The following is a 25,533-nucleotide window of genomic DNA, read 5'->3' on the forward strand; positions in this document are numbered from 1 at the left end:
GACACTTCGGGATTGATGATCCTCCCCAGACCCGGAATCGTTCACCTGCAGAGCCGCTCGATCTGCCGAAGCCCTTCTTCAGTCCCGAGGACGGCACGCTCTTCCGGATGATCCACGTAATAATCAACAATCCGTTCAATCGTCGAATACCGAATCGGCAAGGTCCACAACTCCGCCAACCCAGAACCCGACACCGTCGGCTCAACCTCCAAGAAAACGCCCCGCTTCACACCGACAACCCGAGGCTTCTGCGACCACAAAACACGACTCACCTCACCATAAGACCCCCGCATCTCAAACCCCTCCACACCAAACGAAATATACGACCTCCCAGACGTCCTAAAAAGCCCCAATGTACGAGGAACCACATCAGACAACAGATAGATTTGAAATACAACAAACAGGCCTGACAAACCAGTGAAATGAAATAGAACACTATATCCAATGCTTCCAACAAGAATCCATCCAGAAAGGACATACACGGCGTGAAAGACTGTCAGAAACAGCGGTTCATCTATGCGGATGTTCGATCCAACTATTCGCCAAGATATTTTCTTTTGGAGCGAATATCGCATTGCAAACGGAATCGCACTCAACAAAAGCCAAGGACCTAGCAATAGTATCGCGCGAGCGCTTTCAATCGTTCGACTATTCGGAACAATAGACAGTATTGAAAGAAGGGCAATTCCTGCAATTTCAAAATAGAGCATGCGCTGCTGCATTTTATCATACTCATCTACAGCCACATCTCTTCTCTTAAACATTATAAGAAACCATTCTTACTCCGTCTGGACACACAAAATATTGCACATAACGAATGCAGGCCTTATTCAGTGGAGAAGTTCTCTAACCCCACGATCGATCTTTCCTCTGATTTTAAGAGGAACAGACTTCTCATATACCCATTCAGAAACATACGATGTTCCAACACCAACACCTACCCCTAGAAGAACAGCGGGAATAATGGCTGCTGAGGGGAGAAGCGCACCGGCTGCTGCGCCTCCGCTCACCTCGACCACGCCCCCCACGAGACTCGTGCTCGGAGTATCACTGGTCGCCACGTCATACCCGATCGCACCCACAGCAACCACACTTCCCCGACCCCGAAATCGCTCACCTGCAGAGCCGCTCGATCTGCCGAAGCCCCTCCTCACTACCCAGAGCAGCACGGGCCTCCTTGTGCTCAACGTAGTAATTGATGATTCGCTCAATCGCCGAATATTTGATAGGCAGCGAAGCGAAATCTACTTCAGACGGCCCACTCCTCGATGCAGTCAGCACGAGCCGACCTCGACGACTCACACCCAACACGCGAGGTGAATCCTCCCACGCGAACGTTGATACCCGACCATCAACCCTGCGCACCGTGAACCCCTCAACATCCAACGCAACGAACGCCCGATACGGAGCAGTAAAAAACCCCCTCAAATAGAGGACACCATCGCGCGCAAATGAGTAACAGAATATTGCAGAAATTACAAATAGTGACGGCAATCTATATATGATTACTGGGATGAAGGTTGAAAGAACAGTGATGAATGCTAGGAGAATATAGACTATTCTGATTACGAGAAGAAGGCGCGGCTCAGAGAGGTACATGACTTCACCATCACGATTCCAGGAAAAATGCCTGAATACTCGAGCTCTCTGCAGGATCGGCAGCGCAATGATCAAAGTGATACTACCCATGAGGAAGGTGAATCTTAGGACGTAAATATATGCGTACGGCGGATGTGAGTAGAAGACAATTCCTACAGGGATCAAGATACCTACAGCAACACTTATCGCATCACTGAATTTTTCGTGATCAACACAAGATCTCATTCGAGGTCCATCTCTTTGGAATTATTGACAGGGTCCGCCTATTTTACGAACACATCCTACGGTTCACTGATACTCGTCACGCTTCTCAATGATCCAATGGTCAATCTTCCCCCGAGTCTCAAGAGGAACGAATCTTTCATAGCCCCACTCCGTCGATGCTGCTAGCGCGCCACCCACAAAGAGTCCAACAACTGGACCAGCAATAGGAGCCGCTACTGTCCCAAGACCCGCACCGGCTGCTGCGCCTCCGCTCACCCCGGCCACGCCCCCACGAGACTCGTGCTCGGAGTATCACTGGTCGCCACGTCATACCCGATCGCACCCACAGCAACCACACTTCCCCGACCCCGGAATCGTTCACCTGCAGAGCCGCTCGATCTGCCGAAGCCCTTCTTCAGTCCCGAGGACGGCACGCTCTTCCGGATGATCCACGTAATAATCAACAATCCGTTCAATCGTCGAATACCGAATCGGCAAGGTCCACAACTCCGCCAACCCAGAACCCGACACCGTCGGCTCAACCTCCAAGAAAACGCCCCGCTTCACACCGACAACCCGAGGCTTCTGCGACCACAAAACACGACTCACCTCACCATAAGACCCCCGCATCTCAAACCCCTCCACACCAAACGAAATATACGACCTCCCAGACGTCCTAAAAAGCCCCAGTGTACGAGGAACCACATCAGACAAACCAATTGCAACAAGAACAAGGAAGGCTCCTGATAGGCCAGTGAATCTAAAGAATGCACTATAGATGATTACGATAATCTCAATCCAGAATCCAATAATATAGAAGGTATGAAAGACTGTGAGAATCAATGGCTCAAAGAGGACGATTCTTTCTCCCTGGAGAATGCTCAGGTCCCTACAAATCGATTTTCGAAGCCCCAAAGCGATTCCTGGAAGAAAAATCAGTGGAGAGGCTAGGAATAACGGACGAACACTCAATAGATAGCGATCCTTTGCAATGAATGCGATTGCTAAGAGGGCTACACAAACAAAGAGGCCGAGCGACACAAGCGAACGCTGTTGACGATCATACTCATCAGCGGAAATATTCCTGCGTTTTATCATTCGATAAATTACCTCCCGTTTGGGATTGCGCGTCCTACGGTCTGGTCGAAGCAAAGTTGAGCAGAGAGCTCTCAGTAGAGGAATTCTCTGATTCCTCGATCAATCTTCGTACGGGTCTCCAGAGGTAGCACCTTTTCATACATGCTTGATGCCAGGCTAGACGCCAGCGCACTACCTGCAATCGTGATGCCGATTGTCCACCCGATCGGAGTAGCTTCCGTTACCAGTAGCGCACCGACCGCTGCGCCTCCGCTCACCCCGGCCACGCCCCCCACGAGACTCGTGCTCGGAGTATCACTGGTCGCCACGTCATACCCGATCGCACCCACCGTGATCACAGTTCCACCCGCCTTGCCCATCACCCTGGCAAAACGCCCCGCCTCAGCCAAATCAAGCGCACGCACCTCCAAACGCGATCGACCAAGAGCCTCCACCATCGCCCTCGACCCCACAGACAAAACCCCAGCCTCAATCTCAGCAGCAGTCGCACGAGCCGCAACAAAATCCCTCGCCCTCGCCAACGCCTTCGAATGGTAAAGCTCCGCCTGATCGGCCAGCCTCTCCGAACGCAGGCCCCAGGGAATCTGCCATGCCTGCGCCTTCGCATCATCTTGCAAGGAGACCCCGATCTCATCGACCAGATTCACCGACTCCGTCCGCAAAGTCTCCAGATGATCTTTCACCCACCGGGCGAAGTAGTCGCGCTTATCCTGCACATCCTCTGCCAACACCTTGAACAGCTGTCTACGACGCGCATTCTCTTCATATTCGGCATTCGCGGCCATCCACTGAGCACTTGGCCCCTGCCCCGGCACGCCAATTTCAGGAAGCGGAGGCGACACCTCATCAGGACACACGATCAAGAACGCGTCGACCACCAAATGACCCTCACGCGCCTGAGCGCGATAGTCCGACATCTTGTTCTGAACCCACCGCAGCTGGTCGGCATACGCGGCGAACACATCCACCGCCTTCACCGCCAAAGCCCAGCCCCGCCCGAACGCCGCCGTCAGCTTCGCAACCCACTCATCGAAGCGTGCGGCGAACTCCCCAGCCGACATCTCATTGTGCAAATTGCGCACCCAAATGACGTCATCCTGCCCAACACTGAGCGCATCAGCCACTACACGCACCGCATCCGCCAGAGCATCGATCTCCGACGCCGAGCCCTTGATCTCGGTATCGATGACGAGCAGATCATCACTCATCAGCCGAGCCCCCTCATCAGCGACTCGAACTCCGCCTCGAACACCGAATCCGCATACTCGGCATCATCAACAATCCTCCGCACCGCATTCGAACCCCGAGCCGCGTTCGAATGGAGAACAGCACACGCAGCGGTCACATCACCCACGATCCCCCACAAAAGATGCTCCACATCACCACCGCGACACTGCGTCGGGATCCCGTCAACACTCGTAGTGATCGACACGGCAACCCCCTCAAGCCTCCCCGCTATCGCACGGGAAGCCTCAGCATCCACCCTGAACTCATTCGCCACCCGACAACCCCACGCCCTCATCATTCTCACGATGCCGCATGGCACGTGGAATCTCCATGTCGAAGAAGATCACATCGTATGGAGTGACCCTGGCCAGATCCTCCAAACGCTCCGTCGGATACAGGACCCACGGCTGAGCACGCCCACAACACGAATACAAACGATCCAAGGCCGTATACACCAACAAAGCGACACGTCCATCATCCATCTGACGCAGCTCCACCTCAGCACCGAAGCGCGCCGAACCATGCGCCGTCGGCACATACACAACCGGCGGAACAACCAACTCCTCTTCCAACATCCCCCACCCGATGCAGCAAAACAAACACGCACACCGGGCTCCCCCGGTACTCGGAGGGTAGTCCTGTAGCTCAGTCCACGAAAAGACCCGCCGCACCCCGACTCAGGCGGGCCCGTCTCCGGGCCCCACCTCCAACACCCGCTTCACCGCGGGCATCGAGACGAACGCCAGCACGAGGGCGCCCAGAGCGAAACCGACCACGGTCGCGAAACCGCCGAACGCTCCCCAACGATCGATCGCAGCCCCCGCACCGATGTTCGACACCGACATCCCGATCACCCACATCGAACCGAAGAGGGCCATCCCCTCGGTGAAGCGCTTCGCGGGCACGATGCGCATGAAGATCTGATTGATGTTGACCACCGTCGGAGCCTGGAACAGGCCCGACACGAGCATGACGATCGCCGCCGCGGGCATCGAGCCGACGAACACGAGCAGCGAGCACGCGACCGCGAGCGCCGCCAACCCGATGTAGAAGCGCGCCCACAAGGATCCGGGCCACGCCCTCATCCCGTAGACGAGTGCGCCGACCATCGACCCGCCCGAGAAGCAGGCGGTCACGGTCCCCGCCCAGGCCTGCATGTCGAGCTCGCGGGCGAAGGCCACGATCGCGATCCCCGTGGTCGTCTGGAAAGCGCCGTAGAAGATCAGAACGAAAAGAAGGACGGCGAAGGTCGGCGTCCACAGGCGCTCGACCGCCGATGAGGACGAGGGCTGCGCAGTCGGCGCAACGCCGGGAGCGCATTCGCCCACCGCCTCTGCCCGGGCCTCCGCCTCTGCCCGGGCCACCGCCTCTGCCCGGGCATCCGCCCCGCCCTCGAGAATCATCGATTCCTCGGCATGAGCGGCGCTTGCGAACGCGCCTTCGATCCCGCAGTCGCCCGATCCGGCCTCCGTGCGCTCGCCCTCGTTCCCCAAGGAGCCGAGCTCCGCCCTCGGCCCCTGCGCACCTCGGAGTCGCGCACGCACGCGCTCACCCAAGGGCACGGGTTCGAAAGTCGAATCGCCGAGGAGCAGGTGCAGACCGGCCAGGATCGTGAAGATGCCGAAGACCAGTGCCGCGATCGGCGAGACCAAGGTCGCCAGGGCGGTCGCGATCGGGGTGGAGAGCACCCACATGAACTCCTCGGCCACGGAGGTGAGCGACAGGGCCGAGGGCATCACCGAGGACTCCTCGCGCAGGGCCTCGCGCCAGCGGGCGCGGATCAAGGATCCGCCGGGGACGCTGATCCCGAGCATGACCACGACTGCGACGAGCGCCCAGTAGGGCGGACGCAGCACGAGGACGAGGCCGAGGACCGCGATGGAGAACACCCAGAAGGCGCCGATGACGCCGACGACGCGCTTCTGCCCCCATCGATCGATGGCGCGGCCCACGTTCGGGCCGAAGAAAGCTCCCGCGATCGACATGACCGCCGCGGCGAGGCCCGCGCTCGAATAGGAGCCGTAGCCGTCGCGCGCCCCGATGAGGAGGGCCATGTTCACCATCGCGTAGGGGAACTGGACGAGCACCCCGCCCAGGAGGAAGCGCGCCACATGGGGATGCCGCAGGAGGGCCGCGTAGATCCGCAGCCCTCCCGCCTCTCCCCGAGTCATTCGAGTACTCCGACGTTCATGTCGACTCCATCTCCCCCGTCGTTTCCCGGTGGTGCCCAGCGGTGGCGCTCCAAGGCGCCTTGTTGGCCCGGTGCGCCTCGGCGACCCGGTGCCGTCACCGGCCCGGTGCCGTCGGCGAGCGGCTCCCCTCTGCGATCCGGCTCGCAGCGACCCGGCGCCGAGGGCTATTCCGCTTCGGCCAGGACCCTCGCGGCCTGCTTCGCGGCGCCGAGCGCGACGTACTCGCCGGCCTCGGGAAGCTCGACCGCCGCACCGAGGAACTGCGCGGCCAGCGCCTGGACGGCCGTCGACTTCGCGCCGCCTCCGACGATGAGCACCTTCTCGATCGGTGCGCCCTGGGCGCGCATCGCATCGAGTGCGAAGCGCATGAGGGTGAGCAGTCCTTCGACGGTGGCACGGGCGACGTGGGCGCGATCGGAGTTCGCCAGGGTCATGCCCGAAAGCGAGGCCGTCGCGTCCGGCAGGTTCGGGGTGCGCTCGCCCTCGAAGTAGGGGACGAGGACGAGGCCGGCGGCGTCATCGACGGACAGGGCCGCCTCGTCGAACTCCTCGTACCCCAGGCCCGTCACCTTCATCATCGCGTCGATGATGCGCGAGGCGTTGAGGGTGCAGGCCAGGGGCAGCCAGTTGCCGGAGGCGTCCGAGAAGCCGGTGACCAGGCCGGATGCGTCGGCGATCGACGTCGTCGACACGGCGGAGACGACGCCTGAGGTCCCGAGGGACAGCAGCGCCGACCCGGGTTCCAGTTCGACGCCGAGGGCCGCCGCCGCGTTGTCGCCGGCACCGGGACCGATGAGGATCTCGCCCCAGCCGCGTTCGGGGTCGCCGTGCCCGACGACGTCCCACGGGCCCGCGATCGCCGGGAGGATGATGCGCTCCGCCTCGTCCTCGTCGATGCGCAGGGCGGAGGCGAGGATGTCGCGCCGGTATTCGGGGGTTTCGCGCGCCATGTAGCCGGTGCCGGATGCGTCGGAGCGGTCGGTCGCGAGCGCCCCGAGGGAGGGCGAGCCCATGATCCGCCACGCGAGGTAGTCGTGGGGCAGGCAGATCGCGGCGATCTTCTCGACGTTCTCGGGTTCGTTGTCGGCGATCCATCGCAGCTTCGTCACGGTGTGCGAGGCGACTGGCACCGAACCGGTCGCATCGGCCCACCAGCTCGCGCCCTCGGAGCCCGCGTCATCGCGCCCGTCGGCGCCGCGTTCGCGGATGAGGTCGCGCGCGGAGGATGCGGAGCGGGTGTCGTTCCACAGCAGGGCCGGGCGGATGACCTCGCCGTCCTCGTCGAGGAGGACCATGCCGTGCTGCTGTCCGCCGACGGACAGGGCCGCGACATCGTCGAGGCCGCCGGCTTCATCGACGGCTTCGAGGAAGGCGTCCCACCACTTCGCGGGGTCGACCTCGGTGCCGTCCGGGTGGGAGGCCTTGCCCTGTCGGATGACGGACTTGGTGGCGGGATCGAAGATGACGACCTTGCAGGACTGGGTCGAGGTGTCGACGCCTGCGACGTAGGGGCGGGTGGTCATGGGAGTCTCCAGAACTTCGTTGTCATGGGCCTGGGGAGGATTCGGGTGGGCCGCCCCGGAATTGCGGGCGAGGGGCGACGAGGGCGGGGCGTGCCGCGGATTGAGGGGAATGGAGATCCCCTCGCGGCCCAAAGGTGATGATCTCGATGAAGAAAGGTGATGACCTCGGCGGGGGGAGGAGGCGGTCGGGACCGGTGGACCCGACCGCCTCAACGCCCCTGCGCCTGGACGGCCCCTATCGGGGTCGAATTTCAGGCGCGGCCGAGGGTGTCGACGATGTAGTTGTTGATCGTCGCCTTCACCGACTCGAGGTGGTCCGACTTGACCGCGGCCATGAGTTCGGCCTGCGGGATGTCGAGCGCGTGCTCCTCGAGGGAGGCGAGGGTCGCGGTGCCGTCTTCGACCGTCGCGCCGATGCCCGAATCGAAGGACGAGTAGCGCTCGGCGACGAGGTCGTTGATGACGCCCTCTTCGTGCATGCGCGCAGCCACGAGTAGGCCGGCCGCGTAGGAGTCCATGCCGACGATGTGGGCACGGAAGAGGTCCTCGGCGGTGAAGGAGGTGCGGCGCGGCTTGGCGTCGAAGTTCAGGCCGCCGCGCGGACCGATCGAGCCTTCGGCGATGACCTCGTGCATGACCGCGGTCGTCTCGTACAGGTCCGAGGGGAATTCGTCGATGTCCCAGCCGATGAGCTTGTCGCCCTGGTTGGCGTCGAGCGATCCGAGCATTCCGGCGGCGCGGGCCACGCGGATCTCGTGCTGGTAGGTGTGACCGGCGAGGTTGGCGTGGTTGCCCTCGAGGTTGAGCTTGAACTTGTCGGCCAGGCCGTAGGTCTGGAGGAAGGCGATCGAGGTCGCGGCGTCGAAGTCGTACTGGTGCGCGGTCGGCTCCTTCGGCTTCGGCTCGATGAGGAACTGGGAGTCCAGGCCGATCTCGGCGGCGTAGTCGACGCACATGTGGAAGAAGCGGGCGATGTGGTCCTGCTCGCGCTTGAGGTCGGTGTTCCACAGGTTCTCGTAGCCCTCGCGCCCGCCCCAGAACACGTAGTTCTCGGCGCCCAGGCGCTTGGCGATCTCCAGGGAGTGCTTGAGCTGACCGCCGGCGTAGGCGTAGATCTCGGAGAAGGGCGAGGTCGCGGCGCCCGAGAGGAAGCGCGGGTTGGTGAAGAGGGAGGAGGTGTTCCACAGGAGCTTGACGCCCGTCTCCTTCATCTTCTCCTCGATGCGGTCGACGACCTTGTCGAGGATCGCGTTGGTCTCGCGGAGGGTGTCGCCCTCGGGCGCGATGTCGCGGTCGTGGAAGCAGAAGTAGTCGACGCCCAGGGTCGTGAAGAAGTCGAAGGCGTAGTCGACCTTGGCGAGGGCGAGGTCGAGGGGGGTGGAGTACTTGCCGTCGAAGGGGCGGATCGCGGTGCCGGAGCCGAAGGGGTCGACGAGGCGCTGCTCGAAGGTGTGCCAGTAGGCGACGCCGAAGCGCATCCACTCCTTCATGGTCTTGCCGGCCACGACGCGGTCGGCGTCGTAGTAGCGGAAGCCGAGTCCCTGTCGGAGCGACTCTGTTCCGACGTAGGGGATCTTTTCGATGTTCCACAGGTTCTCAGACATGGGTGCCTCTCATGGACGGGTCCACAGTGATTTTGTTACGAAGAAAAACTTAGTCGTTCGAATAGGCTAGAGTCAAGACATGAAAGCCGAGCATCGTCGACGCGCCTCAGTCGTGCAGCGCTCCCCCCTCAAACCCTCCGAACGCGCCATGGCCGGAGTGAAAGCGGAGAGCCTGCGCGCGATGAACCTCTCCCTCTCCCTGCGCCAGATCCTCGCCGCACCCGGGGAGATCTCCAGATCCGGCATCTCACAGGCCACGGGCATCACCCGCGCCACCATCTCCCGCCTCGTCGACGAACTCATCAGCGCCGGACTCGTCATCGAGATCGAACCCCCGACAGGCGGACGAGGGCGCCCCGCCAACCGGCTCACGCCGACGCCCGGCAGGGCGGTCGCCCTCGGCCTCGAAGTCAACATCTCCGCCCTCGACCTCGTCCTCATCGACCTCGCCGGACAGGAGATCGCCGCCAAACGCATCGAATCCGACTTCGCCGGATCCGACCCCCTCGAAACGATGACCCGCCTCGGCGAAGCCGCGCGCGAACTCCTCGCCGACTCCCTGCCCGAAGGAGCCCTCTTCCTCGGATCCGGCCTGGCCCTGCCCGGCCTCGTCTCCCCGAGCGCCCTCGCCCTGGCCCCCAACCTCGGCTGGAGGGACATCCCCCTGGAGGCCCTCCTCTCGCCCCTCACCAGCGTCCACCCCGCGATCGTCGCCAACGAAGCCGATCTCGCGGCCTTCGCGGTCGCCAACCCGCTCCCCGGCGTCCCCTCCGGACCCGCCTCCTTCATCTACGTCTCCGGCGAGGTCGGCATCGGCGCCGGCATCATCGTCGACCACCGGCCGCTCAGCGGAGCGAGGGGATGGTCGGGCGAAATCGGGCACATCTGCGCCGACCCCTCCGGACCCCTCTGCTCCTGCGGCGCCACCGGATGCCTCGAGGCCTACCTCGGCCTGCGCGCACTCGGACAGCACGCCGGACTGGGGCGCGAAGCCGGAGTCGAAGACGTGAAGGCCTCAGCACTCGCAGGCGACTCGGCGACCCTCGCCGCACTCGAAGAAGGCGGCGGAGCGCTCGGACGCTCCCTCGCAGCAGTCATCAACGCTGCGGACATCCCCCTCGTCCTCCTCGGCGGCGTCGTCGCCGAGCTGGGCGAATGGCTCGTCGAACCCGCGGCGAAGGAGATCGGGACGCGCGTCCTCCAGGCCGCCTGGTCGCACCCGAGGATCGATCTCATCCCCGATTCGCGCGACCTCGCGGTCAAGGGCGCCGCCCACAGGATCCTCCAACGCCTCGTCGACGACCCGATGGCCTGGACCGCCTGAGCGCCCCGGGCGAAGGGGCGTCAAACGGCGATCCTCGACGCGCCGACTCAATCGAGGGTGGAATGCTCGATCCGATCGACCGCATTCACGCCCTCGATATCGGCCACCCGTTTCATCAGATTCTCAAGGGAATGCGATCCTTCGAAACGCATGATCGCGCGAACACCGCGACCGTGCTCGGTGTCGATCCGCTCCGTTGAATTCACCATCGCCGCGAACCCCAAGCCCGAAGCGGTCACGAGGATCCGGCGCAGCACGCCTTTTTCCGCCTCGTACTCCACGACGAGGCGATCATTCTCCTTCCGTGAAGGAATGCGCTCAAGAAGGGGACCCACGGCGAAGACCAGCAGAACGTGGAGGAGCACGGTCACACAGGCGAGGAGGACCATTCCGACGCCGCAGGCCACGCCGATCGAGGCCGACACCCACACCGTCGCAGCAGTCGTCAGCCCCTTCACCGTGTCGTTGTTGACGAAGATCAGCCCCGCGCCGAGGAAGCCGATGCCCGAGACCACCTGCGCGGCGAGGCGCGAGGGATCCACCGGCGCACCCGCGGGACCCGAGGATCCGAATCCGTAAACCGACACGAGCGTGAACAGGCAGGCGCCCACACCGACGAGGACATGCGTCTTCACCCCCGCGTCCTTGAGGTGGTAGTGGCGCTCCAAGCCGAGGATCGAGCACAGAAGCCCGGTCATCGCCAGGGCCCCCACCCCGTAGCCGAAGTGGGCGAACGAGAACAAGTCCCCCATGAGATTCACCTGCCTTCGCGGAGCGGTCCTCCCCTATTCCACCACGTCGCGCTCGGCTTCAGCGACCGCGAGCGCACCCCGCCGATCTGAATCCGTCACGATCAGCGAGAGCTCGGCGACCGACATGTTGTCGGTTCCCGGGGCGTGCGCCGATAGCCCGATGAGCTTCACGTATCTCGCCCGGATGCCGATGGGCGCGATCTGCGCGATCCCCTCCGCAGTGAACTCGCCCCGAGTCACGGGCTCGCTCCAGTTCACGCCGTCCTCGGACACCCTGATCTCGTATTCGCGCACGCGCCCGTTGACCGCCCCTCCGGTTGTGCGCGGCGTGTACGCGAGCCCGCACACCGACATCGCCTCCGGGAGTTCAACTTCGATCCAATGGGGGTACTTCGCGCTCCACTGCGAATGCCAGATCGTCGCGGGATCCCCATCGGCCGCGCGCTCCTTGCCCGTATCCTCGATCGCCGTGTGCTCGGAGGATGCGGCCGTCACGCTCGGGAGCACCGACCTGCCGCACAGCGCCTCCACATCGACCTGGGCGACGGCCCGCTGATCCTCCGCGAGGGCCCAGAAGCGAAGGGCAGCGGGCCCCGCGGCCGCCGCAGTCGCTTCGAAGTGCACGTCGACGCTTCCGCCTGCGGGGATCTCGCCGATCTCACGCGAAGACGCATCGAACTCCCACCCGGGGGCATCGCTCACCGCCTCGACGACTACCTTCGCGAGGGCGCTCGCGCCCTCGTTCGCCACGGAGACCGTCACGTCCACGGAGCCGGAGGCGTCGACGAGCCGCGCACTCGCGCTCGCGCTCAGCTTCATCGAGCTGAAGCCCTTGATCGCGTATACGTGCCCGGCCTGCGTGGGGAAGAAGATGCGGTCGTCGTCCAGCGCAGTGACCGGAACGCTCGCCCCGTCGTCCGTCATGTCGATGACACGGGTCCCGGCTGCTCCGCTGAATGCGAGCGCGGCCTCATTCCCGGCTTCGGAGGTCACCTGCAGGGCGTTGAGCTCGCCGTTCCTCCATGCGAAGTCGAGAAGGAAGCCCCCTCTCGCGCGGATTCCCGCCACTGAGCCCTCGGCCCACGCGGAGGGCAAGGCGGGCAGCACTCGCATGTAGTTCCGGTGCTCCGCGCCCTCGGCGTCGACGAAGGCCGCATTCGATTGCAGGAGCATCTCATTCACGCCGGCGGCATAACCGAAGTTGCCGTCGATCTGGAACGGCGGATGCGCGTCGAAGAGGTTCGGATACATCCCGTTCTTCATCAGCGAGGCGATCAGCTCATGCGCCTTGTCGCCCGAGCCCGTGCGGGCCCATGCGCCGATCCGCTGGGCCATGCCCCAACCCGTCGCCTTCGCGCCGCGTTCATCGAGCGACACGACCGCCGCGTTCATGCTCGCCGCATCATCGGAGGTGATGAGGTCGCCCGGATAGAGGCCCAGAAGATGCGACATGTGACGATGCCGGCCCTGAAAACCGCTGATCGCCCCGCCGGCCGAGTCCTTGCCGATCCGGCCCTCGAGGTACCACTCCTTGATCTGCCCGTCGTCGCCGATAGCGATCGGGTCGAGGAGTTCGAGGGCGCAACGCCATGACCGATTCGCACGGGAATCGACGAAGGCCCCCTCGGCCGACCAGTCCCTGTTCCAGTTCTGCGCCGCGCAGCCCTCGTCGGTCCCGACGATGGGCGCATCCACTCCGAGCGCCTCGGCCGCCTCGATCGCGTCGTGGAACAGCTGCCAGATCAAGGACTGCTCGTAGGTGTTGCCGTCCGTGATCGGACCGTGCTCGGGCGAGTAGGCCGGCGAGGATACCAGCCTGGTGACGCCGTACGGATCGGTGGAGGGATGAAGGAGGCGTTCGGTGTAGAGCGTCGCGCTCTCCTTCAGCAGGGGATAGATGTCGGCGCTCAACGTCTCGCCAGAGCCCGTGAATTCGTATCGCTCGTACACGTTCTGAAGGATCCAGGGCAGGGCGGCGGGCGACCACCCCCAGGTGAACTCATGCCCAGGAGCCGTCCACCCGAAGGGGGTGTTCTCCGTGTGCGCCAAGAAGCCCGTTCCCGGCTCGCCGCTGGTGCCCGCGTAGATCTGCGCGGTCCTGCGCCCCGGTTCCACCAGCCCGTTGACGTAGGACACCAGGGGTTCGGAGGTCTCCACGAGATTCGCCGAATACGCCGGCCAGTAATTCATCTGGAGATTGACATTCATGTGGTAGTCGGAGCGCCAGGGATTCTCCTTGCCCCTATCGGCCGAACAGGCCGCCCAGACGCCCTGAAGATTCGCGGGGAGCCGCGAATCCTCCCGAGATGACGACGCCAGCAGATAGCGCCCGTACTGATGCAGGAGGGTCTCGAGATAGCGATCCTGAGCCGGAGCATTCGATCCCGCCTTGTACCCCGCGAGCAGCTGATCCGTGGCGAGGCCCCCGGAGTCCCCTCCGAGATCCAGGCGCATCCGATCCATCAGGGGTTGGAAATCCGCCAGGTGACGGGCCTTGACGTCCTCGTACCCCGCCTTCGCGGCCGCCTCGGCCCGCTCCGCCGCACGGCCCTCGAGATCCTGTCGGGATTCACCCGTCCGGTAGTCCGGATAGTCGTTCGCGTAATCCGTCGCCACTGCGAGGAAGAAGGTCACCGAGCGGGCGTCCTTCACGTTGAGAGTCGAGCGTCGCCCGTCAACGGCGACGCTTCCGCCCTCAACGATGACGCGCAGATCGGCGGCGTATTGCAGGCCGTTGTTCCACAGGGCGCCCGACACCTCGATGCCCTCGTCCGTCACGCGCGTCACCTCGCCATTGCGCTTCGCGTCCTGCTGCGTCGGAAGGGAGATGCCGACGGTGACCCCTGCGCCCTGAGCGCTGAGGCGTCCCGCGATCACGCCCGAAGGGTTGGATGCGAAGTACTCGCGTTCGTACGCCGCTCCCCCGGAGGTGAAGGCCACGCGGGCGATTCCCGACCGCAGATCGAGGGAGCGCTCGTACTCCCCGTACCTGCGTCCGGTCGACTGCGCGAGCTTGAGAACGCCGAAGGCCTGATAGCCCCCGTACTCCCGGTCGCGGTCGAGCCCCCCGATCAGATCCCTCTTGGCGACGTTCTGCGCGCCGGCCGCGTCTCCCCGTTCGAACAACTCCTGAACACGACGGATCGTCGCGCCGTTCTTCCCGTGCTCGGGCGAGTTGCCCCCGGCGTAGTCGGCCGTGGAATTCGGCCCGCCCGTCCACAGGGTCTTCTCGTTGATGAGCAGCTGCTCGCTGTTGACCTCGCCGTAAACGGTGGCGCCGAGATCCCCGCTCCCGATCGGCAGTGTCGTCTGCTGCCAGCGGTCATCGCACTGGCCGCCGCTCGCGAAGCGGATCATCTTCGTCTTCGACGCCGGCTGCGCGTAGACGAGCCTCAGGCCCTCGCCGTCCTGCCCGAGAGCCCGGGCGGGCGCTCCCATGACGGCGATGAGAAGGGCGAGGACGAGTATCCAAGCCGATCCCGCGGCGAGAAGACGGAACGAGGACCTTCGAGCGTTCATGCGCGCCAACTCCGTTGTCAGTCACAAATGAGCTTCTTAAGGGATTATTCGGTCACCGGGCTTCCAGCGCAAGGAAACGGGGCCTCTTCCCGTTCCACTTTTCCTCCAGCGCCCCGGTTCGACCCGAGGCTCAAAGTAGGCTGGGAGCATGAGCAACGCCGAACCTCCCCGACCGCGGCTCGTCGACGTCGCGCGCGTGGCAGGCGTGTCCGTCTCCACCGCCTCCCGCGCCCTCGGCCGCGGATCAGAGCTCATCAGCGCCCAGACCCGCGATCATGTCCGCGATGTCGCGAGGCGCCTGGGGTACCAGGCGAATCCCGTCGCCCGATCGCTCAGACTGGCCCGGACCGGGCAGATCGGGATGGTCGTCCCCTCGATCGCGAACCCCTTCTTCATGGAACTCGTCGTCCAAGTCGAGCACAGGCTCGCCGAACGCGGGCTCGCGCTCCTCCTGTCCGATTCGCAGATGTCGCTGAGCAAGGAGGACGTCCAGCTCCGCGGATTCGAGAGCGGCCAGGTCGACGGGCTCATCATCATCCCCTGCCACGAGTCCTTCTCCACGCCGGCGGTCGAGCGGACCTCGTCCCTCGTCCGCTCCGTCCAGCTCGATCGGGCGGTTCAGCTGCCGGAGCTGCCGATGGTCGGCGTGGACGACCGTCACGGCATCCGCACGGTCCTCGCCCACCTTCAGAGCCTGGGCGCCTCACGGATCGCGATGCTCTCCAACACCGGCTCCGACCTGTCCTCCGTCACCCGCGTGCGCGAGGCCCGGGCGGCGGCCGATGAGTTCGGGATGCGCCTGAGCGAGTCCGACGTCGTCGAGTGCTCCTTCTCCGTCGAGTCGGCCCGTGAGGCGATCGCCTCGCTCTTGACCAGGGGGAGCCGTTGGGATGCGGTCGTCTGCCTCAACGACCTCCTCGCCATCGGCGCGATCACCGAACTGCGTCACCGCGGCATGCGCATCCCCGAGGACGTCATGGTCACCGGATTCGACGACATCCAGTTCGCGCAGTTCATGCGCCCCTCGGTGACGACGCTGCGCCAGCCGCTCGCGGAGATCGCGCGCCTGGGGGTCGAGCTGCTCCTGTCGGACGAGGGGGACGAGGGCGGGAGCGCGCACAGGTTCGCGGTCAAGGGCGAGCTCATCGTCCGCGAATCCACCGGGGGATTGCGGGGCTGAGACGCGGGGGAGGGGCGCCCCCGGATCAACGGGGGCGCCCCTCCTCATGCGGATCGGGCTCGGCTTCAGTACGCGAGCCCCTTCGGCTGGGCCGCCAGGACGGCCGACTGCGGGTTCGGCACCTCGAAGCCGTTCGCCTTGTAGGCCTCGTAATCGAAGTTCTCGCACTCGTCGTAGCCGATGCGGTGGTACTCGTAGAAGCCGTCCCAGTCCTCGTAGCCCGTGCCGAGCTCGGATTCGAGGAAGGCGTCGGCCATCGCCATGGCCGTCGGGGGCGCGACGTAGAAGGACCCCATGGCCAGCAGGTTCGCATTGTTCGCCGCCGCGGCTCGTTTCGCCGCCGGCACCGTCTCGCACACGGCCGCATGGACGTGCGGGACCTTCGACGCGGCGATGTGGATCCCCATCCCCGTTCCGCAGAAGGCGAGGGCCCTCTCGAACTCGCCCTCGGCGATCTTCGCCCCGAGGGCGAAGCCGACGCGGTGGTACATCGGGGAGGCCTCGATGTCCGGGGTGAGGTCGGTGACCGTCCACCCGCGTTCTTGCAGGTGGGCCTTCACGGCCTCTTTGAGGGGGAATCCCGCGAAGTCGGCGCCCACGACGACGTGCTTGCTCCTCACTGTTTTCATCAGTTCTTCCTTCCCGGGAGGAAACGCGCCAGCGGGTTCCTGCCCTTCATTTCATTTGCGCAGATGACGACGAGGAGGACGCCGCCCCAGATGAGTGCTCGGTAGAAGTTGGAGATGTTCGGGAACATGTTGAGGCCGGATGAGAGGACCTGGAGCATGACGACCGCCAGGATGACGCCGGCGATCCGCCCCTTGCCGCCGTTGGGGTTCACGCCGCCGAGGACGGCGATGAGGACCGTGAGCAGCGTGTAGCTCGCCCCGTAGTCGGCCTTCGCGGAGTTGTAGTTCGCGAGCATCACGAGGCCCGCCATCGCCCCCATGATCCCCGAGAGCATGTAGGTCCTCATGAGGAGGCTCCTGATCTTCAGACCCGAGAAGTGGGCGGCGGTCTCGTTCGCCCCGATGAGGAGGATCTTCGTGCCGAACCCGGTGAGGGTGAGGATGAGGCCGACGATCGTCGCGCACACGATGAAGATGATGAGCGGCATCGGGATGAAGCCGAGGCGCGCGGCGAAGACCGCGCCGTAGGCGTCGGGAATGCCGGAGACCGGCTTGCCTTCGGTGAGGATGATCGCGATGCCGCCGAAGAGCTCCATCGTTCCGAGGGTCGCCAGGATCGGGGGGATCCTGAGCACGGACACGAGGAAGCCGTTGAATGCGCCGAAGACGGATCCGACGATGAGGGCGATGGCGACTGCGATGAGGACGGCCATGCCCATTGAGGATGCGTTCGCGTCCCCGGTGAGCATCGCCCGCAGCACCAGCGCCGTGCAGATCGAGGTCACGTTGGCGATGGACACCGCGGACAGGTCGATGCCGCCCGTGAACATCGTGAGCATGACCCCCAGGGCCATGAGGCCGAATTCGGGGAATTGGATCGCCATCGACTGCCATGTGCGCAGGGCGAAGAAGGGCCCCGGTCGCACGATCGCGAAGAAGATGAGCAGGAGGACGAGGATGAGGACGAGCCTCGTCATGTACGTGTCCTTCGCGAGGAAGGACGGCATCGAGATCCGCTTGCGCGCGGGAGTGGTTGAAGTGCTCATGAGTGTTCTCCTATTCACGCCGCTGCCCGCAGGCGCCGCGACCTCGCCACCTGGACGGCGGAGACGCCGGTTCCGATGATGATGAGGAGGCCGAGGGCGAAGCCCTGCCAGAAGGTCGGGATGCCGGTGAGGATCATCGAGTTCTGGACGATGACGATGAGGAGGGTGCCCAGGACGACGCCCGTGAGCGAGCCGGTGCCGCCCGTGATCGCCGTGCCGCCGAGGACGACGGCGGCGATGACCATCATCTCCATGCCCAGGAGGTTCGTCGGGTGCATCTGGCCCATGGAGGTGGTGCGGACCATGCCCGCGAGCGCGGCGATCACGCCGACGATGACGTAGAGCCAGAACTTCGTGCGACGGACTTTGAACCCCGCGCGTTCGGCGGCGGATTCGTCGCCGCCGAGGGCGAAGATCCCCCGCCCGAACATCGTGTACCGGGTGATGAAGAAGGCGATCGCGAGGACGGCGACGAAGATCAGGAAGCTCACGGGCATCTGCGACTTCAAACCGGATTGGGGGTTCGTGACGGTGAAGAGGGATGACGCCCCGAAGTCCTTCATCGACTGGGGGATGTTCGGGATCTGCACCGAGTTGAGCGCGCCCTGCATGAATCCGGAGAACACGTTCGCCGTGCCCAGGGTGATGATGAGCGTCGGGACCGTGAGCCACGAGGTGAAGAGGCCGTTGAAGGCTCCGAGGAGGGCGCCGAAGAGCATCGCGAGGAGGAAGGGCACGATGACCGGGCCGTTGAAGCCCTGATCGACGAGGATCCGCGTCGTCGCGTAGACCGCGAGCGAGGCGAGGGCGGGGAAGGAGACGTCGATCCCGCCCGAGACGAGGACGAGGTGCGCGGCGACGGCGAAGAGACCGGGGACGACCATGGCGTTGGCGAGGTCGACGAGGTTGTTCGCCGAGAAGAACTGACCGCTTCTCATCTGGATGACGAGGGCGAGGACGATGATGACGAGGAGGACCCAGAATTCATTGGCGCGCAGGATCTTCGTTTTCATGGAGGTCATTTCACTTCGCTCCTTCCGGTGCGGCGTCGCGGGAGACGAGTTCGCCGAGCTCGGCTTCGCTCGTGGTCGCGGGGTCGATCGATTCGCAGATCCGGCCGCCGCGCATGATGAGGACCGATGAGCAGTTCGTGAGGACTTCGGCGATGTCGTCGGAGATGATGACGATCGCCATGCCCTCCTTGGCGAGGCGTTGGAGGATCGAGTGGATCGTGTACTTGGAACCGATGTCCACGCCGACGGTCGGGCCGTTGAGGATGAGGACGTCCGGCTTGGTCGCGAGCCATTTCGCGAGGACCACCTTCTGCTGGTTGCCGCCCGAGAGGGTGTTGACGGCGTTCTCGTGGTTCGGGGTGGCGACTTCGAGTTCGCGGACCCAGCGCGCTTCTTCCTCTTCGATCCTCTTCTTGTCGAGGACGCCGAGGGCCCCCGCGAAGGAGTCGAGCTCGGAGATGACAATGTTCTCGCCGATGGATCGGGTGAGGAAGAGCCCTTCGGTGAGGCGGTCCTCGGGGACGAGGGCGATTCCGGCCTTGATGGCGTCCTGAACGGATGAGAGGGTGACGTTCGCGCCGTTGACCGCGATCGTTCCCGAGGACGTCGGGAGGGATCCGAAGAGCGCGAGGGCGAGTTCGGTGCGGCCGGAGCCGAGTAGGCCCGTGATGCCGAGGATCTCGCCGCCCTTGAGGGAGAAGGAGACGTCCTCGAATGCGCCTTGGGCGGAGAGGTTCTTCACTTCGAGGACGGGCTCGTCGGTGACGCGGTCCGCCTCGAAGCGGGTCTCGTCGAATTCCTTGCCCGTCATGTACTTGGCGAACTTGTGGCGATCGAGTTCGTCGCGGTCGCAGGTGATGACCTTCTCGCCGGAGCGCAGGATCGTGAAGCGCTCGGAGATCTCGAAGACCTCTTCGAGCTTGTGGGAGACGAAGAGGATGGCGATCCCGCGGGCTTTGAGGTCGCTGATGATGGAGAAGAGGGCGTCGACCTCGTGCTTGGTGAGGGCCGTGGTCGGTTCGTCCATCACGATGAGTTTCGCGTCGGACATGAGGGCGCGGCAGATGGCGACGAGTTGCTTGTCGGCCACTGACAGGTCGCCGACCTTGGCGTCCAGGTCGACGGCGAATCCGATCTTCGCAACGGCTTCTTCGGCGATCGCCCGGAATCTCTTCCAGTTGACGAGTTTGCGGCCGGCGGCGACTTCGGTCGTGAGGGCGAGATTCTCCATGACCGTGAGGTTCGGGAAGACGGAGAAGTCCTGGTAGATCACCTGGATGCCGGCGCCGATCGCATCCAGGGGCGTCAGTTTCGTCCATGCGCGCCCGTTGATCTCGATGACTCCGGAGTCGGCTTCGTGGACTCCGGAGATCACTTTGATGAGGGTCGACTTGCCCGAGCCGTTCTCGCCCGCGAGGCAGTGGATCTCGCCGGGCGCGATGTCGAGATCGATGTTCTTGAGCGCGTGCACGCCCGCGAACGTCTTCGAGACGTTCTTCACTGAGATGAGGGGGGATTCCATTCCCGATTCCTTCCAAGCCGCAGTGCGCCCTCGCACGAGGGCGCGACCCGATACGCGCAATGCCCGGGGGCGCCGGAGCGGGCCGGCGCCCCCGGTGGTTCGTCAGAAGCCGAAGCTCGAGACGTTCTCCTTGGTGATCTGGATCCAGCCGTCGCCCTCGAGGACCTTCTTGGAGCCCTCGGCGAAGTGCATGACGTAGCCCTTGGGGCCGAGGTCGATGCCGTCTTCGATCTTCTCGCCGTTGAGGATCTTGGTGGCGAGCGAGGCCATCGCGTAGCCCGCATCGGCCGGATCCCACAGGGTCAGGGCCGCGACGAGGCCCTTGTCGAGGATCTCCTTGTTGGCTTCGGGCATGCCGGTGCCGGCGGTGAAGACCTTGCCCTGGAGGCCGAGTTCGTCGATCGCGCGGGCGACGCCGGGGGCGTCGAAGGAGGAGGTGCCGAGGATGCCGGTGACCTCGGGGTACTTCTTGAGGACCTCCTTGGCGACCTGGTAGGCGGTTTCGCCGTTGTCCTGGGATTCGACGCGGGGCTCGGCCTCGAGGAGGGTCATGTTCGGGTAGGCCTCCTTCTGGCGGGCGACGGCGCCGTCGGCCCATTCGTTGTGGGAGGCGTTGGTGACGTGGCCGACCATCGTCGTGTACGTGCCCTTCTCGCCCATGGCGGCGGCGAGGTTGTCCATGATGAAGGCGCCGTACTTGGCGTTGTTGAAGGCTTCGATGTCGTACATCGTGTTCTCCTGCGAGGCGCCCTCGTGGGTGACGACGACGATGCCGGCGTCCATGGCCTCCTTGAGGACGGGCTCGATGGCGCCCGGGTCGACGGGGACGACGCCGATCGCGTCGACGCCCTGTGCGATGAGGTCCTGGATGACCTGGGCCTGCATGGTCGCGTCGGTCTCGGCGGGGCCCTTCTGGAAGACATTGAGTCCGGTTTCTTCGGCGTACTTCTGGACGCCGGTCTCCATGCGGACGAACCAGGGGTTGGTGGCGTCCTTCGGGACGATCGCGATGGTGTAGTCCTTCGAGGACGAGCCGGCGGCGCCCGATGAGGCGGTGTCGCTCGAGGCGCTGCCGCCGGAGCAGGCGGTCAGCGCCAGAGCGGAAGCGAAAACGATTGCACTTGCGGCCGCGAAGCGGGGCTTCATGATGACTCCTTGTGTTTTCACATCGACATTGATGAGGCTCGCGCGCTCTCGGATGAGAACGCGATCGCTCCTTAGGGGACTCCTCAGTCCCCTAAGGAAGCGGAAGACCGATTCCTGAGCGGGAACTCACGTTTCGGTTTCACGAACACAGATGAGATTAGGACGCGCGTCACTTCATGTCGAGCGTCCGCGCCCTTCGTTGTGCAATCGTTACCAATCGCGTTTCATCGCGGATTCAGCGAGCGCCGCGTCCCGTTCGAGGAGCCAGGCGCGGAATTCGGCGGCGCCCGGATAGGACTTCTGAGTCCCCCGAGCCGTCACCGAACGGGCGGCGTAGGCGTTCGCGAGCCGCAGCCCCTCGCCGACCTCGAAGCCCTCCGACAGGCAATGCGCGAAGCAGCCGATGAAGGCATCGCCCGCACCCGTGGTGTCGACGGCCCGAGCCGGGAACTGATCGAGTCGGACATCGTCGCCCTCGGCGCTGAGCCACAGGACCCCGCGCGCCCCGAGCGTCACGATCACATTCGGGCAGCCCGACTCCAGCAGGCGATGCGCCGCCGCCCGCACCTCCTCGTCAGTCGAGGTCGGCATGCCCGTGAGCAGCTCGAGCTCGGTCTCATTGGGCATGACGTAGGTGCATTTCGCGGCGAGTTCAAGATCGAGCTCCCTCGAAGCGGGCGCCGGATTGAGCAGCACGGGCACGCCCAGCCGCTCCCCCAGCCCGATCGCCGCAGCGACGGTCTCCAGACGGATCTCCAGCTGGCACACGATCAACGAGGTCGAGGCGACGGCCTCGGCCGCCGCCTCAACGTCCTCGGGCGAAAGGCCGTTGTTCGCGCCCTTGACGATGATGATGCGATTATGCGACTCGGGATCGACGAAGATCGGCGCGACTCCGGACGTGCCCGGCACCTGTTTGACGTAAGCGGTGTCGATGCCGTTCGCCCTGTAGTTCTCGATGTAGGCCTGGCCGAAGGAGTCGTCGCCCACGCAGGTCACCATGACGACTTCGGTGCCCAGGCGCGCCGCGGCGACCGCCTGGTTCGAGCCTTTCCCGCCGAAGCCGATCTCGAAGTCGGGCGCTTCGATCGTTTCCCCCTCGACCGGCATGCGCGTGATGTAGGTGATGAGGTCGGTGTTGTTCGAGCCGATGACGGCGATGCTCATGATTGTCCCTTCTCGAAGCGATGCGCGGGCGCCGCACGAGGACGGTCTCGCAGTCGGGCTTCCTCGCCCGCGCTTCGCACCTCGCCGTGCCCCTCGTCGGCCCTTCGCCGACGGGCACCGCGCGACGATCGTAACGCAAACGATTGCACTCTGTCAGCCCTTCCAGCACGCTCCTTCATGAGCGCGCCCGGCCGTCGCGCCTCAGCCCCGTCGGCCTTCGCCCCCTACATCGACCGCCCCTCGATCCGATCCGCGAGGTCGTCGACCGGGAACCACGTGATGCCCCGCCCCCGCCGAGCGCTCAGGAGGAAGCCGCACGACTCGAGGCCCTGAAGGTCGGTGCGCGCGGTCTGCTTGACGACCCCGTGGGTCGCGCTGTGCTGCGCGACCGTCACGCAGCCCCCGGGATCCCGCATGAACGATTCGAGGACGGCGATCTGGCGATGGTTGAGATCCGTTGCGCGAAGCGCACGGCCGAGGGCTGTCAGGCTCCGCGTCTTCAAGGCGAGATAGGTGTCGAGCTCTTCGATCGCGCGCATGAGGAATCGCGCGTGCTCGAGGAGGAAGTGCGTGAGGTCGCCCTCGTCCTGCTCGGTGAGGAGGAACGTTCTCGCGTACTTCGCCGGGGCGGCGCGGAAGAGACGTGAGAGGGAGAGGAATTCCGCGAGGAAGAACCCCTGGTGGAGCATCGACCAGTAGAAAACGGCCCGAGAGGTGCGCCCGTTCCCATCCGCGAAGTAATGGTCGTAGCCCATCATGAAGTGCAGCGCCATGGCGCGAATGAGGGGTGGCACGTAGCCGGTATCCGCACTCCCTTCGGAGTTGGCGAAGGCGCAGAGCGCGCTCATGCGCTCCTCGAGTTCCTCGGCGGGCGGAGGGACGTGGAGCACCTGCTCGTTCGCGATGTCGCCGTAGATCCTCACTCGCTCCTCGCCGGGAGCCTGCATGCATCCGGCCTCGGAAGGATCGTCGAGGGTTCCTTCGGTGACTCTCCGGTGGATCTCCATGATGAGTTCGGGACTCAGGGGCTCATCCTTGAGCTCGATGATCCTTAGCATGGCGAGATAGTTGTTGACGATCATCCGCTCAGAGCGATTCGTCGGGGTCCTGCCCTCGCGCAGCATCCTTTTGGCGACGACGCGGGAGGTCGATGCGCCTTCGAGCTGCGACGAGGTGACGGCCTCCTCCATGAGCGAGCTCACGAGGTAACGGTTCCGCGTGGTCGGATTCATCACCGGCTCGGGGAGTTCGATCTGCCCCTTCGTGCGCGCGGTGATCTCCTCGAGGAGTTCGAGGAGCGGATCGGGGAGGTTGAAGGAGAGCGGGGTTCCGCCCGTAAGGCGCAGCGGAAGCGGCCGTGCAGTTTCTTCCCGCTTCCAACGGACCGCGGTCCACCACTCCTCCCGCGTGAAGCCGCTTGGCGGCTCATGCCGGAAGAACCACTCCCACGGGTGGTATTCGCGATCCCTGGCGAGTTCGGGAAGCGTGACCAGGTCGAGCATCCGTTGTGGACTCGCTTCGGACATGAGGAATCGCCGTTTGAGTACGCCCAAAGGCGCGGGCGGCGGCACTGGTGTCTTCATCGATCGCGCACCTCCTCAACTGCTAGCAACTGCTAATTTAGCCCAAATTAGCAGTTGCTAGCAGCTCTCCGATTACGGGATTCCTCATGCTCGGCATCCGTCGGACTGACGCAACATTCAGCCCTTCGCGGCGGCCGCTCAGTTGGCAGCGGTCATGTGCTGCAATGCGGCGACAATGAGCGCGCAAGCCTCCGCGTCGGAGTCGGCGCGGTGGTGGTCGAGGCGGAATTCGGGCGCGCACGCCCTCGTCACCGTGGGAAGCTTGTAATTCTCGAGCCCCGGCAGGATCCTGCGCGCGGTCCTGTAGGAGCAGTAGAAGCGCGAGGGATGCGTGCGCGTGCCGAAGTGCCCGTCGAGATCGGCCCAGACCCTGGAATCGAACGAGGAGTTGTGCGCCCACACGGGTGCGTCGCCGACGAAGTCCGCGATCCTCGGCGCGATCTCCGACCACATCGGCGCCTCGCGGACATGCGCCGGTCCGATGCCGTGCAGGTAGGTGAACTCGAAGCGATCCCATCCCGGAGGCGGTTTGATGAGCGTCGCGGCCCGGTCGACGATCCTCCCCTCCTCCACTTTCACCAGGGCGATCTGGCAGGCCGAGACCCCGCCCTTCCGGTTGGCGGTCTCGAAGTCGACGGCGACGAACTCGCTCGCAAGGAGGTCGGGTCCGTCCGGGATGAGGGACGAGGGCGAGGCGCCCCGGCGAAGGGGACGCGAATCGGCGCAGCGGCCGCTCGACCCGAACCCACCCGCACTGCTCATCGTCTCTCCTCTTCCCCGCCGCCCGCGCACCCGGCCGCGCCGGATCAGCGGATTCATCCGCTCAGCAGGCCCCTCAGCGTTCTTCTGAGGGCACCATCCACTCATCATTCCACCCTGGGAGCTTCGAATGCAGTGCGGAGGCGGCGACAAGTCGGACGCAGGTGAGGCATCTTGCGAACATAAGCCCAGGTCAGCATGATCCCTCTTTCAAAACCGGACTGTCAGCGTCCGACTTGTCGCCCCGGTCCCCTGGATGGCGGGCCGGAGGTGCTCCCCGCCCCACGGGTATTTCAGCTTGTCGCCCCGGTCCCCGGGATTCCGGGGCCGCGCGCGGATGCGCTGCCCGCAATCCGCACCCGGCGCGAAGCGATGCGGCTCTTCAGCGTGAGTGGTGGCACACTTAGGCTGAGTGTCGCCCGCATCGCGCATCCGCGTCGGGGCCC

General features: G+C 64.5%; 23 protein-coding genes. 3 read left to right on the plus strand and 20 right to left on the minus strand.

Annotated elements, in window-relative coordinates; genetic code table 11:
• Window positions 1-41: 41 nt before the first annotated feature.
• From HD592_RS00450 to xylA, 10 genes are all read right to left on the minus strand, one after another.
• Window positions 42-722, minus strand: coding sequence for a hypothetical protein (locus HD592_RS00450; protein WP_184451244.1), 681 nt, complete (start codon window positions 720-722; stop codon window positions 42-44).
• Between the two features lie 108 nt (window positions 723-830).
• Window positions 831-1,019, minus strand: a complete 189-nt coding sequence (locus HD592_RS11845) for a hypothetical protein (RefSeq protein WP_221437780.1) — start codon at window positions 1,017-1,019, stop codon at window positions 831-833.
• Window positions 1,020-1,113: 94 nt separating this feature from the next.
• Window positions 1,114-1,824, minus strand: a complete 711-nt coding sequence (locus HD592_RS00455) for a hypothetical protein (RefSeq protein ID WP_184451245.1) — start codon at window positions 1,822-1,824, stop codon at window positions 1,114-1,116.
• A 357-nt stretch (window positions 1,825-2,181) separates the two neighbouring features.
• Window positions 2,182-2,901: a hypothetical protein gene (locus tag HD592_RS00460; RefSeq protein WP_184451246.1), complete on the minus strand. Its 720-nt coding sequence runs from the start codon at window positions 2,899-2,901 to the stop codon at window positions 2,182-2,184.
• Between the two features lie 71 nt (window positions 2,902-2,972).
• Window positions 2,973-4,109 (minus strand): hypothetical protein, encoded by a 1,137-nt coding sequence (locus tag HD592_RS00465; RefSeq protein WP_184451247.1) that lies wholly within the window; start codon window positions 4,107-4,109, stop codon window positions 2,973-2,975.
• Complete coding sequence (locus HD592_RS00470) at window positions 4,109-4,384, minus strand: hypothetical protein (RefSeq protein ID WP_184451248.1); 276 nt, start codon at window positions 4,382-4,384, stop codon at window positions 4,109-4,111. The genes HD592_RS00465 and HD592_RS00470 overlap by 1 nt, the downstream gene beginning before the upstream one ends.
• Before the next feature lie 7 nt (window positions 4,385-4,391).
• Entirely contained in the window at window positions 4,392-4,703 is a 312-nt protein-coding gene (locus HD592_RS00475; protein WP_184451249.1) for an SAV_915 family protein, read from the minus strand.
• A gap of 102 nt (window positions 4,704-4,805) precedes the next feature.
• Window positions 4,806-6,299: an MFS transporter gene (locus HD592_RS00480; RefSeq protein WP_184451250.1), complete on the minus strand. Its 1,494-nt coding sequence runs from the start codon at window positions 6,297-6,299 to the stop codon at window positions 4,806-4,808.
• A gap of 185 nt (window positions 6,300-6,484) precedes the next feature.
• On the minus strand, window positions 6,485-7,843 hold the full coding sequence (locus tag HD592_RS00485; protein ID WP_184451251.1) for a xylulokinase: 1,359 nt from the start codon (window positions 7,841-7,843) through the stop codon (window positions 6,485-6,487).
• Window positions 7,844-8,094: 251 nt separating this feature from the next.
• The gene (gene xylA / locus HD592_RS00490; protein WP_184451252.1) at window positions 8,095-9,447 is read right to left on the minus strand and encodes a xylose isomerase; all 1,353 of its coding nucleotides are present in this window, start codon (window positions 9,445-9,447) and stop codon (window positions 8,095-8,097) included.
• A 79-nt stretch (window positions 9,448-9,526) separates the two neighbouring features.
• Between xylA and HD592_RS00495 the strand changes: the two genes are divergently transcribed.
• Entirely contained in the window at window positions 9,527-10,771 is a 1,245-nt protein-coding gene (locus HD592_RS00495) for an ROK family transcriptional regulator (protein WP_184451253.1), read from the plus strand.
• Between the two features lie 47 nt (window positions 10,772-10,818).
• Here HD592_RS00495 and HD592_RS00500 read toward each other — a convergent pair whose 3' ends face one another.
• Both HD592_RS00500 and HD592_RS00505 read right to left on the minus strand, forming a co-directional pair.
• Window positions 10,819-11,523 (minus strand): MgtC/SapB family protein, encoded by a 705-nt coding sequence (locus HD592_RS00500; protein ID WP_184451254.1) that lies wholly within the window; start codon window positions 11,521-11,523, stop codon window positions 10,819-10,821.
• Window positions 11,524-11,556: 33 nt separating this feature from the next.
• Window positions 11,557-15,042: a glycosyl hydrolase family 95 catalytic domain-containing protein gene (locus HD592_RS00505; RefSeq protein WP_184451255.1), complete on the minus strand. Its 3,486-nt coding sequence runs from the start codon at window positions 15,040-15,042 to the stop codon at window positions 11,557-11,559.
• 148 nt (window positions 15,043-15,190) lie between these two features.
• Here HD592_RS00505 and HD592_RS00510 point away from each other — a divergent pair, with 148 nt between their 5' ends.
• Window positions 15,191-16,222, plus strand: a complete 1,032-nt coding sequence (locus HD592_RS00510) for a LacI family DNA-binding transcriptional regulator (protein ID WP_184451256.1) — start codon at window positions 15,191-15,193, stop codon at window positions 16,220-16,222.
• Between the two features lie 65 nt (window positions 16,223-16,287).
• On the opposite strand, the gene HD592_RS00515 is transcribed toward HD592_RS00510, so the two are convergent.
• From HD592_RS00515 to rbsK, 6 genes are all read right to left on the minus strand, one after another.
• Window positions 16,288-16,851, minus strand: a complete 564-nt coding sequence (locus tag HD592_RS00515; RefSeq protein WP_184451257.1) for an RpiB/LacA/LacB family sugar-phosphate isomerase — start codon at window positions 16,849-16,851, stop codon at window positions 16,288-16,290.
• Window positions 16,851-17,897, minus strand: a complete 1,047-nt coding sequence (locus HD592_RS00520) for an ABC transporter permease (protein WP_184451258.1) — start codon at window positions 17,895-17,897, stop codon at window positions 16,851-16,853. Before HD592_RS00520 ends, HD592_RS00515 begins: the two co-directional genes overlap by 1 nt.
• 14 nt (window positions 17,898-17,911) lie before the next feature.
• On the minus strand, window positions 17,912-18,919 hold the full coding sequence (locus HD592_RS00525; RefSeq protein ID WP_184451259.1) for an ABC transporter permease: 1,008 nt from the start codon (window positions 18,917-18,919) through the stop codon (window positions 17,912-17,914).
• Window position 18,920: 1 nt separating this feature from the next.
• Window positions 18,921-20,432, minus strand: a complete 1,512-nt coding sequence (locus HD592_RS00530; protein ID WP_184451260.1) for a sugar ABC transporter ATP-binding protein — start codon at window positions 20,430-20,432, stop codon at window positions 18,921-18,923.
• A gap of 102 nt (window positions 20,433-20,534) precedes the next feature.
• Window positions 20,535-21,578 carry an autoinducer 2 ABC transporter substrate-binding protein gene (locus tag HD592_RS00535; protein ID WP_184451261.1) on the minus strand — a complete coding sequence of 348 codons (1,044 nt, stop codon included), beginning with the start codon at window positions 21,576-21,578 and terminating at the stop codon, window positions 20,535-20,537.
• Window positions 21,579-21,788: 210 nt separating this feature from the next.
• On the minus strand, window positions 21,789-22,745 hold the full coding sequence (gene rbsK / locus HD592_RS00540) for a ribokinase (protein ID WP_184451262.1): 957 nt from the start codon (window positions 22,743-22,745) through the stop codon (window positions 21,789-21,791).
• Window positions 22,746-22,747: 2 nt separating this feature from the next.
• Here rbsK and HD592_RS12315 point away from each other — a divergent pair, with 2 nt between their 5' ends.
• The gene (locus tag HD592_RS12315; RefSeq protein ID WP_281398981.1) at window positions 22,748-22,879 is read left to right on the plus strand and encodes a hypothetical protein; all 132 of its coding nucleotides are present in this window, start codon (window positions 22,748-22,750) and stop codon (window positions 22,877-22,879) included.
• Window positions 22,880-22,969: 90 nt separating this feature from the next.
• Here HD592_RS12315 and HD592_RS00545 read toward each other — a convergent pair whose 3' ends face one another.
• Window positions 22,970-24,328 carry a Fic family protein gene (locus HD592_RS00545; RefSeq protein ID WP_184451263.1) on the minus strand — a complete coding sequence of 453 codons (1,359 nt, stop codon included), beginning with the start codon at window positions 24,326-24,328 and terminating at the stop codon, window positions 22,970-22,972.
• Window positions 24,329-24,466: 138 nt separating this feature from the next.
• Window positions 24,467-25,090: a 3'-5' exonuclease gene (locus HD592_RS00550; RefSeq protein WP_184451264.1), complete on the minus strand. Its 624-nt coding sequence runs from the start codon at window positions 25,088-25,090 to the stop codon at window positions 24,467-24,469.
• Window positions 25,091-25,533 lie beyond the last annotated feature (443 nt).

This window comes from Schaalia hyovaginalis (assembly GCF_014208035.1).
Taxonomy (GTDB): Bacteria; Actinomycetota; Actinomycetes; order Actinomycetales; family Actinomycetaceae; genus Pauljensenia; species Pauljensenia hyovaginalis.

What these genes read in the sequence shown, in the direction of transcription:
- HD592_RS00450 (WP_184451244.1), bottom strand. Translation starts at nt 722, where the DNA reads ATGCAGCAGCGCATGCTCTATTTTGAAATTGCAGGAATTGCCCTTCTT.
- HD592_RS00455 (WP_184451245.1), bottom strand. Translation starts at nt 1,824, where the DNA reads ATGAGATCTTGTGTTGATCACGAAAAATTCAGTGATGCGATAAGTGTT.
- HD592_RS00460 (WP_184451246.1), bottom strand. Translation starts at nt 2,901, where the DNA reads ATGATAAAACGCAGGAATATTTCCGCTGATGAGTATGATCGTCAACAG.
- HD592_RS00465 (WP_184451247.1), bottom strand. Translation starts at nt 4,109, where the DNA reads ATGAGTGATGATCTGCTCGTCATCGATACCGAGATCAAGGGCTCGGCG.
- HD592_RS00475 (WP_184451249.1), bottom strand. Translation starts at nt 4,703, where the DNA reads ATGTTGGAAGAGGAGTTGGTTGTTCCGCCGGTTGTGTATGTGCCGACG.
- HD592_RS00480 (WP_184451250.1), bottom strand. Translation starts at nt 6,299, where the DNA reads ATGACTCGGGGAGAGGCGGGAGGGCTGCGGATCTACGCGGCCCTCCTG.
- HD592_RS00485 (WP_184451251.1), bottom strand. Translation starts at nt 7,843, where the DNA reads ATGACCACCCGCCCCTACGTCGCAGGCGTCGACACCTCGACCCAGTCC.
- xylA (WP_184451252.1), bottom strand. Translation starts at nt 9,447, where the DNA reads ATGTCTGAGAACCTGTGGAACATCGAAAAGATCCCCTACGTCGGAACA.
- HD592_RS00495 (WP_184451253.1), top strand. Translation starts at nt 9,527, where the DNA reads ATGAAAGCCGAGCATCGTCGACGCGCCTCAGTCGTGCAGCGCTCCCCC.
- HD592_RS00500 (WP_184451254.1), bottom strand. Translation starts at nt 11,523, where the DNA reads ATGGGGGACTTGTTCTCGTTCGCCCACTTCGGCTACGGGGTGGGGGCC.
- HD592_RS00505 (WP_184451255.1), bottom strand. Translation starts at nt 15,042, where the DNA reads ATGAACGCTCGAAGGTCCTCGTTCCGTCTTCTCGCCGCGGGATCGGCT.
- HD592_RS00510 (WP_184451256.1), top strand. Translation starts at nt 15,191, where the DNA reads ATGAGCAACGCCGAACCTCCCCGACCGCGGCTCGTCGACGTCGCGCGC.
- HD592_RS00515 (WP_184451257.1), bottom strand. Translation starts at nt 16,851, where the DNA reads ATGAAAACAGTGAGGAGCAAGCACGTCGTCGTGGGCGCCGACTTCGCG.
- HD592_RS00520 (WP_184451258.1), bottom strand. Translation starts at nt 17,897, where the DNA reads ATGAGCACTTCAACCACTCCCGCGCGCAAGCGGATCTCGATGCCGTCC.
- HD592_RS00525 (WP_184451259.1), bottom strand. Translation starts at nt 18,919, where the DNA reads ATGACCTCCATGAAAACGAAGATCCTGCGCGCCAATGAATTCTGGGTC.
- HD592_RS00530 (WP_184451260.1), bottom strand. Translation starts at nt 20,432, where the DNA reads ATGGAATCCCCCCTCATCTCAGTGAAGAACGTCTCGAAGACGTTCGCG.
- HD592_RS00535 (WP_184451261.1), bottom strand. Translation starts at nt 21,578, where the DNA reads ATGAAGCCCCGCTTCGCGGCCGCAAGTGCAATCGTTTTCGCTTCCGCT.
- rbsK (WP_184451262.1), bottom strand. Translation starts at nt 22,745, where the DNA reads ATGAGCATCGCCGTCATCGGCTCGAACAACACCGACCTCATCACCTAC.
- HD592_RS00545 (WP_184451263.1), bottom strand. Translation starts at nt 24,328, where the DNA reads ATGAAGACACCAGTGCCGCCGCCCGCGCCTTTGGGCGTACTCAAACGG.
- HD592_RS00550 (WP_184451264.1), bottom strand. Translation starts at nt 25,090, where the DNA reads ATGAGCAGTGCGGGTGGGTTCGGGTCGAGCGGCCGCTGCGCCGATTCG.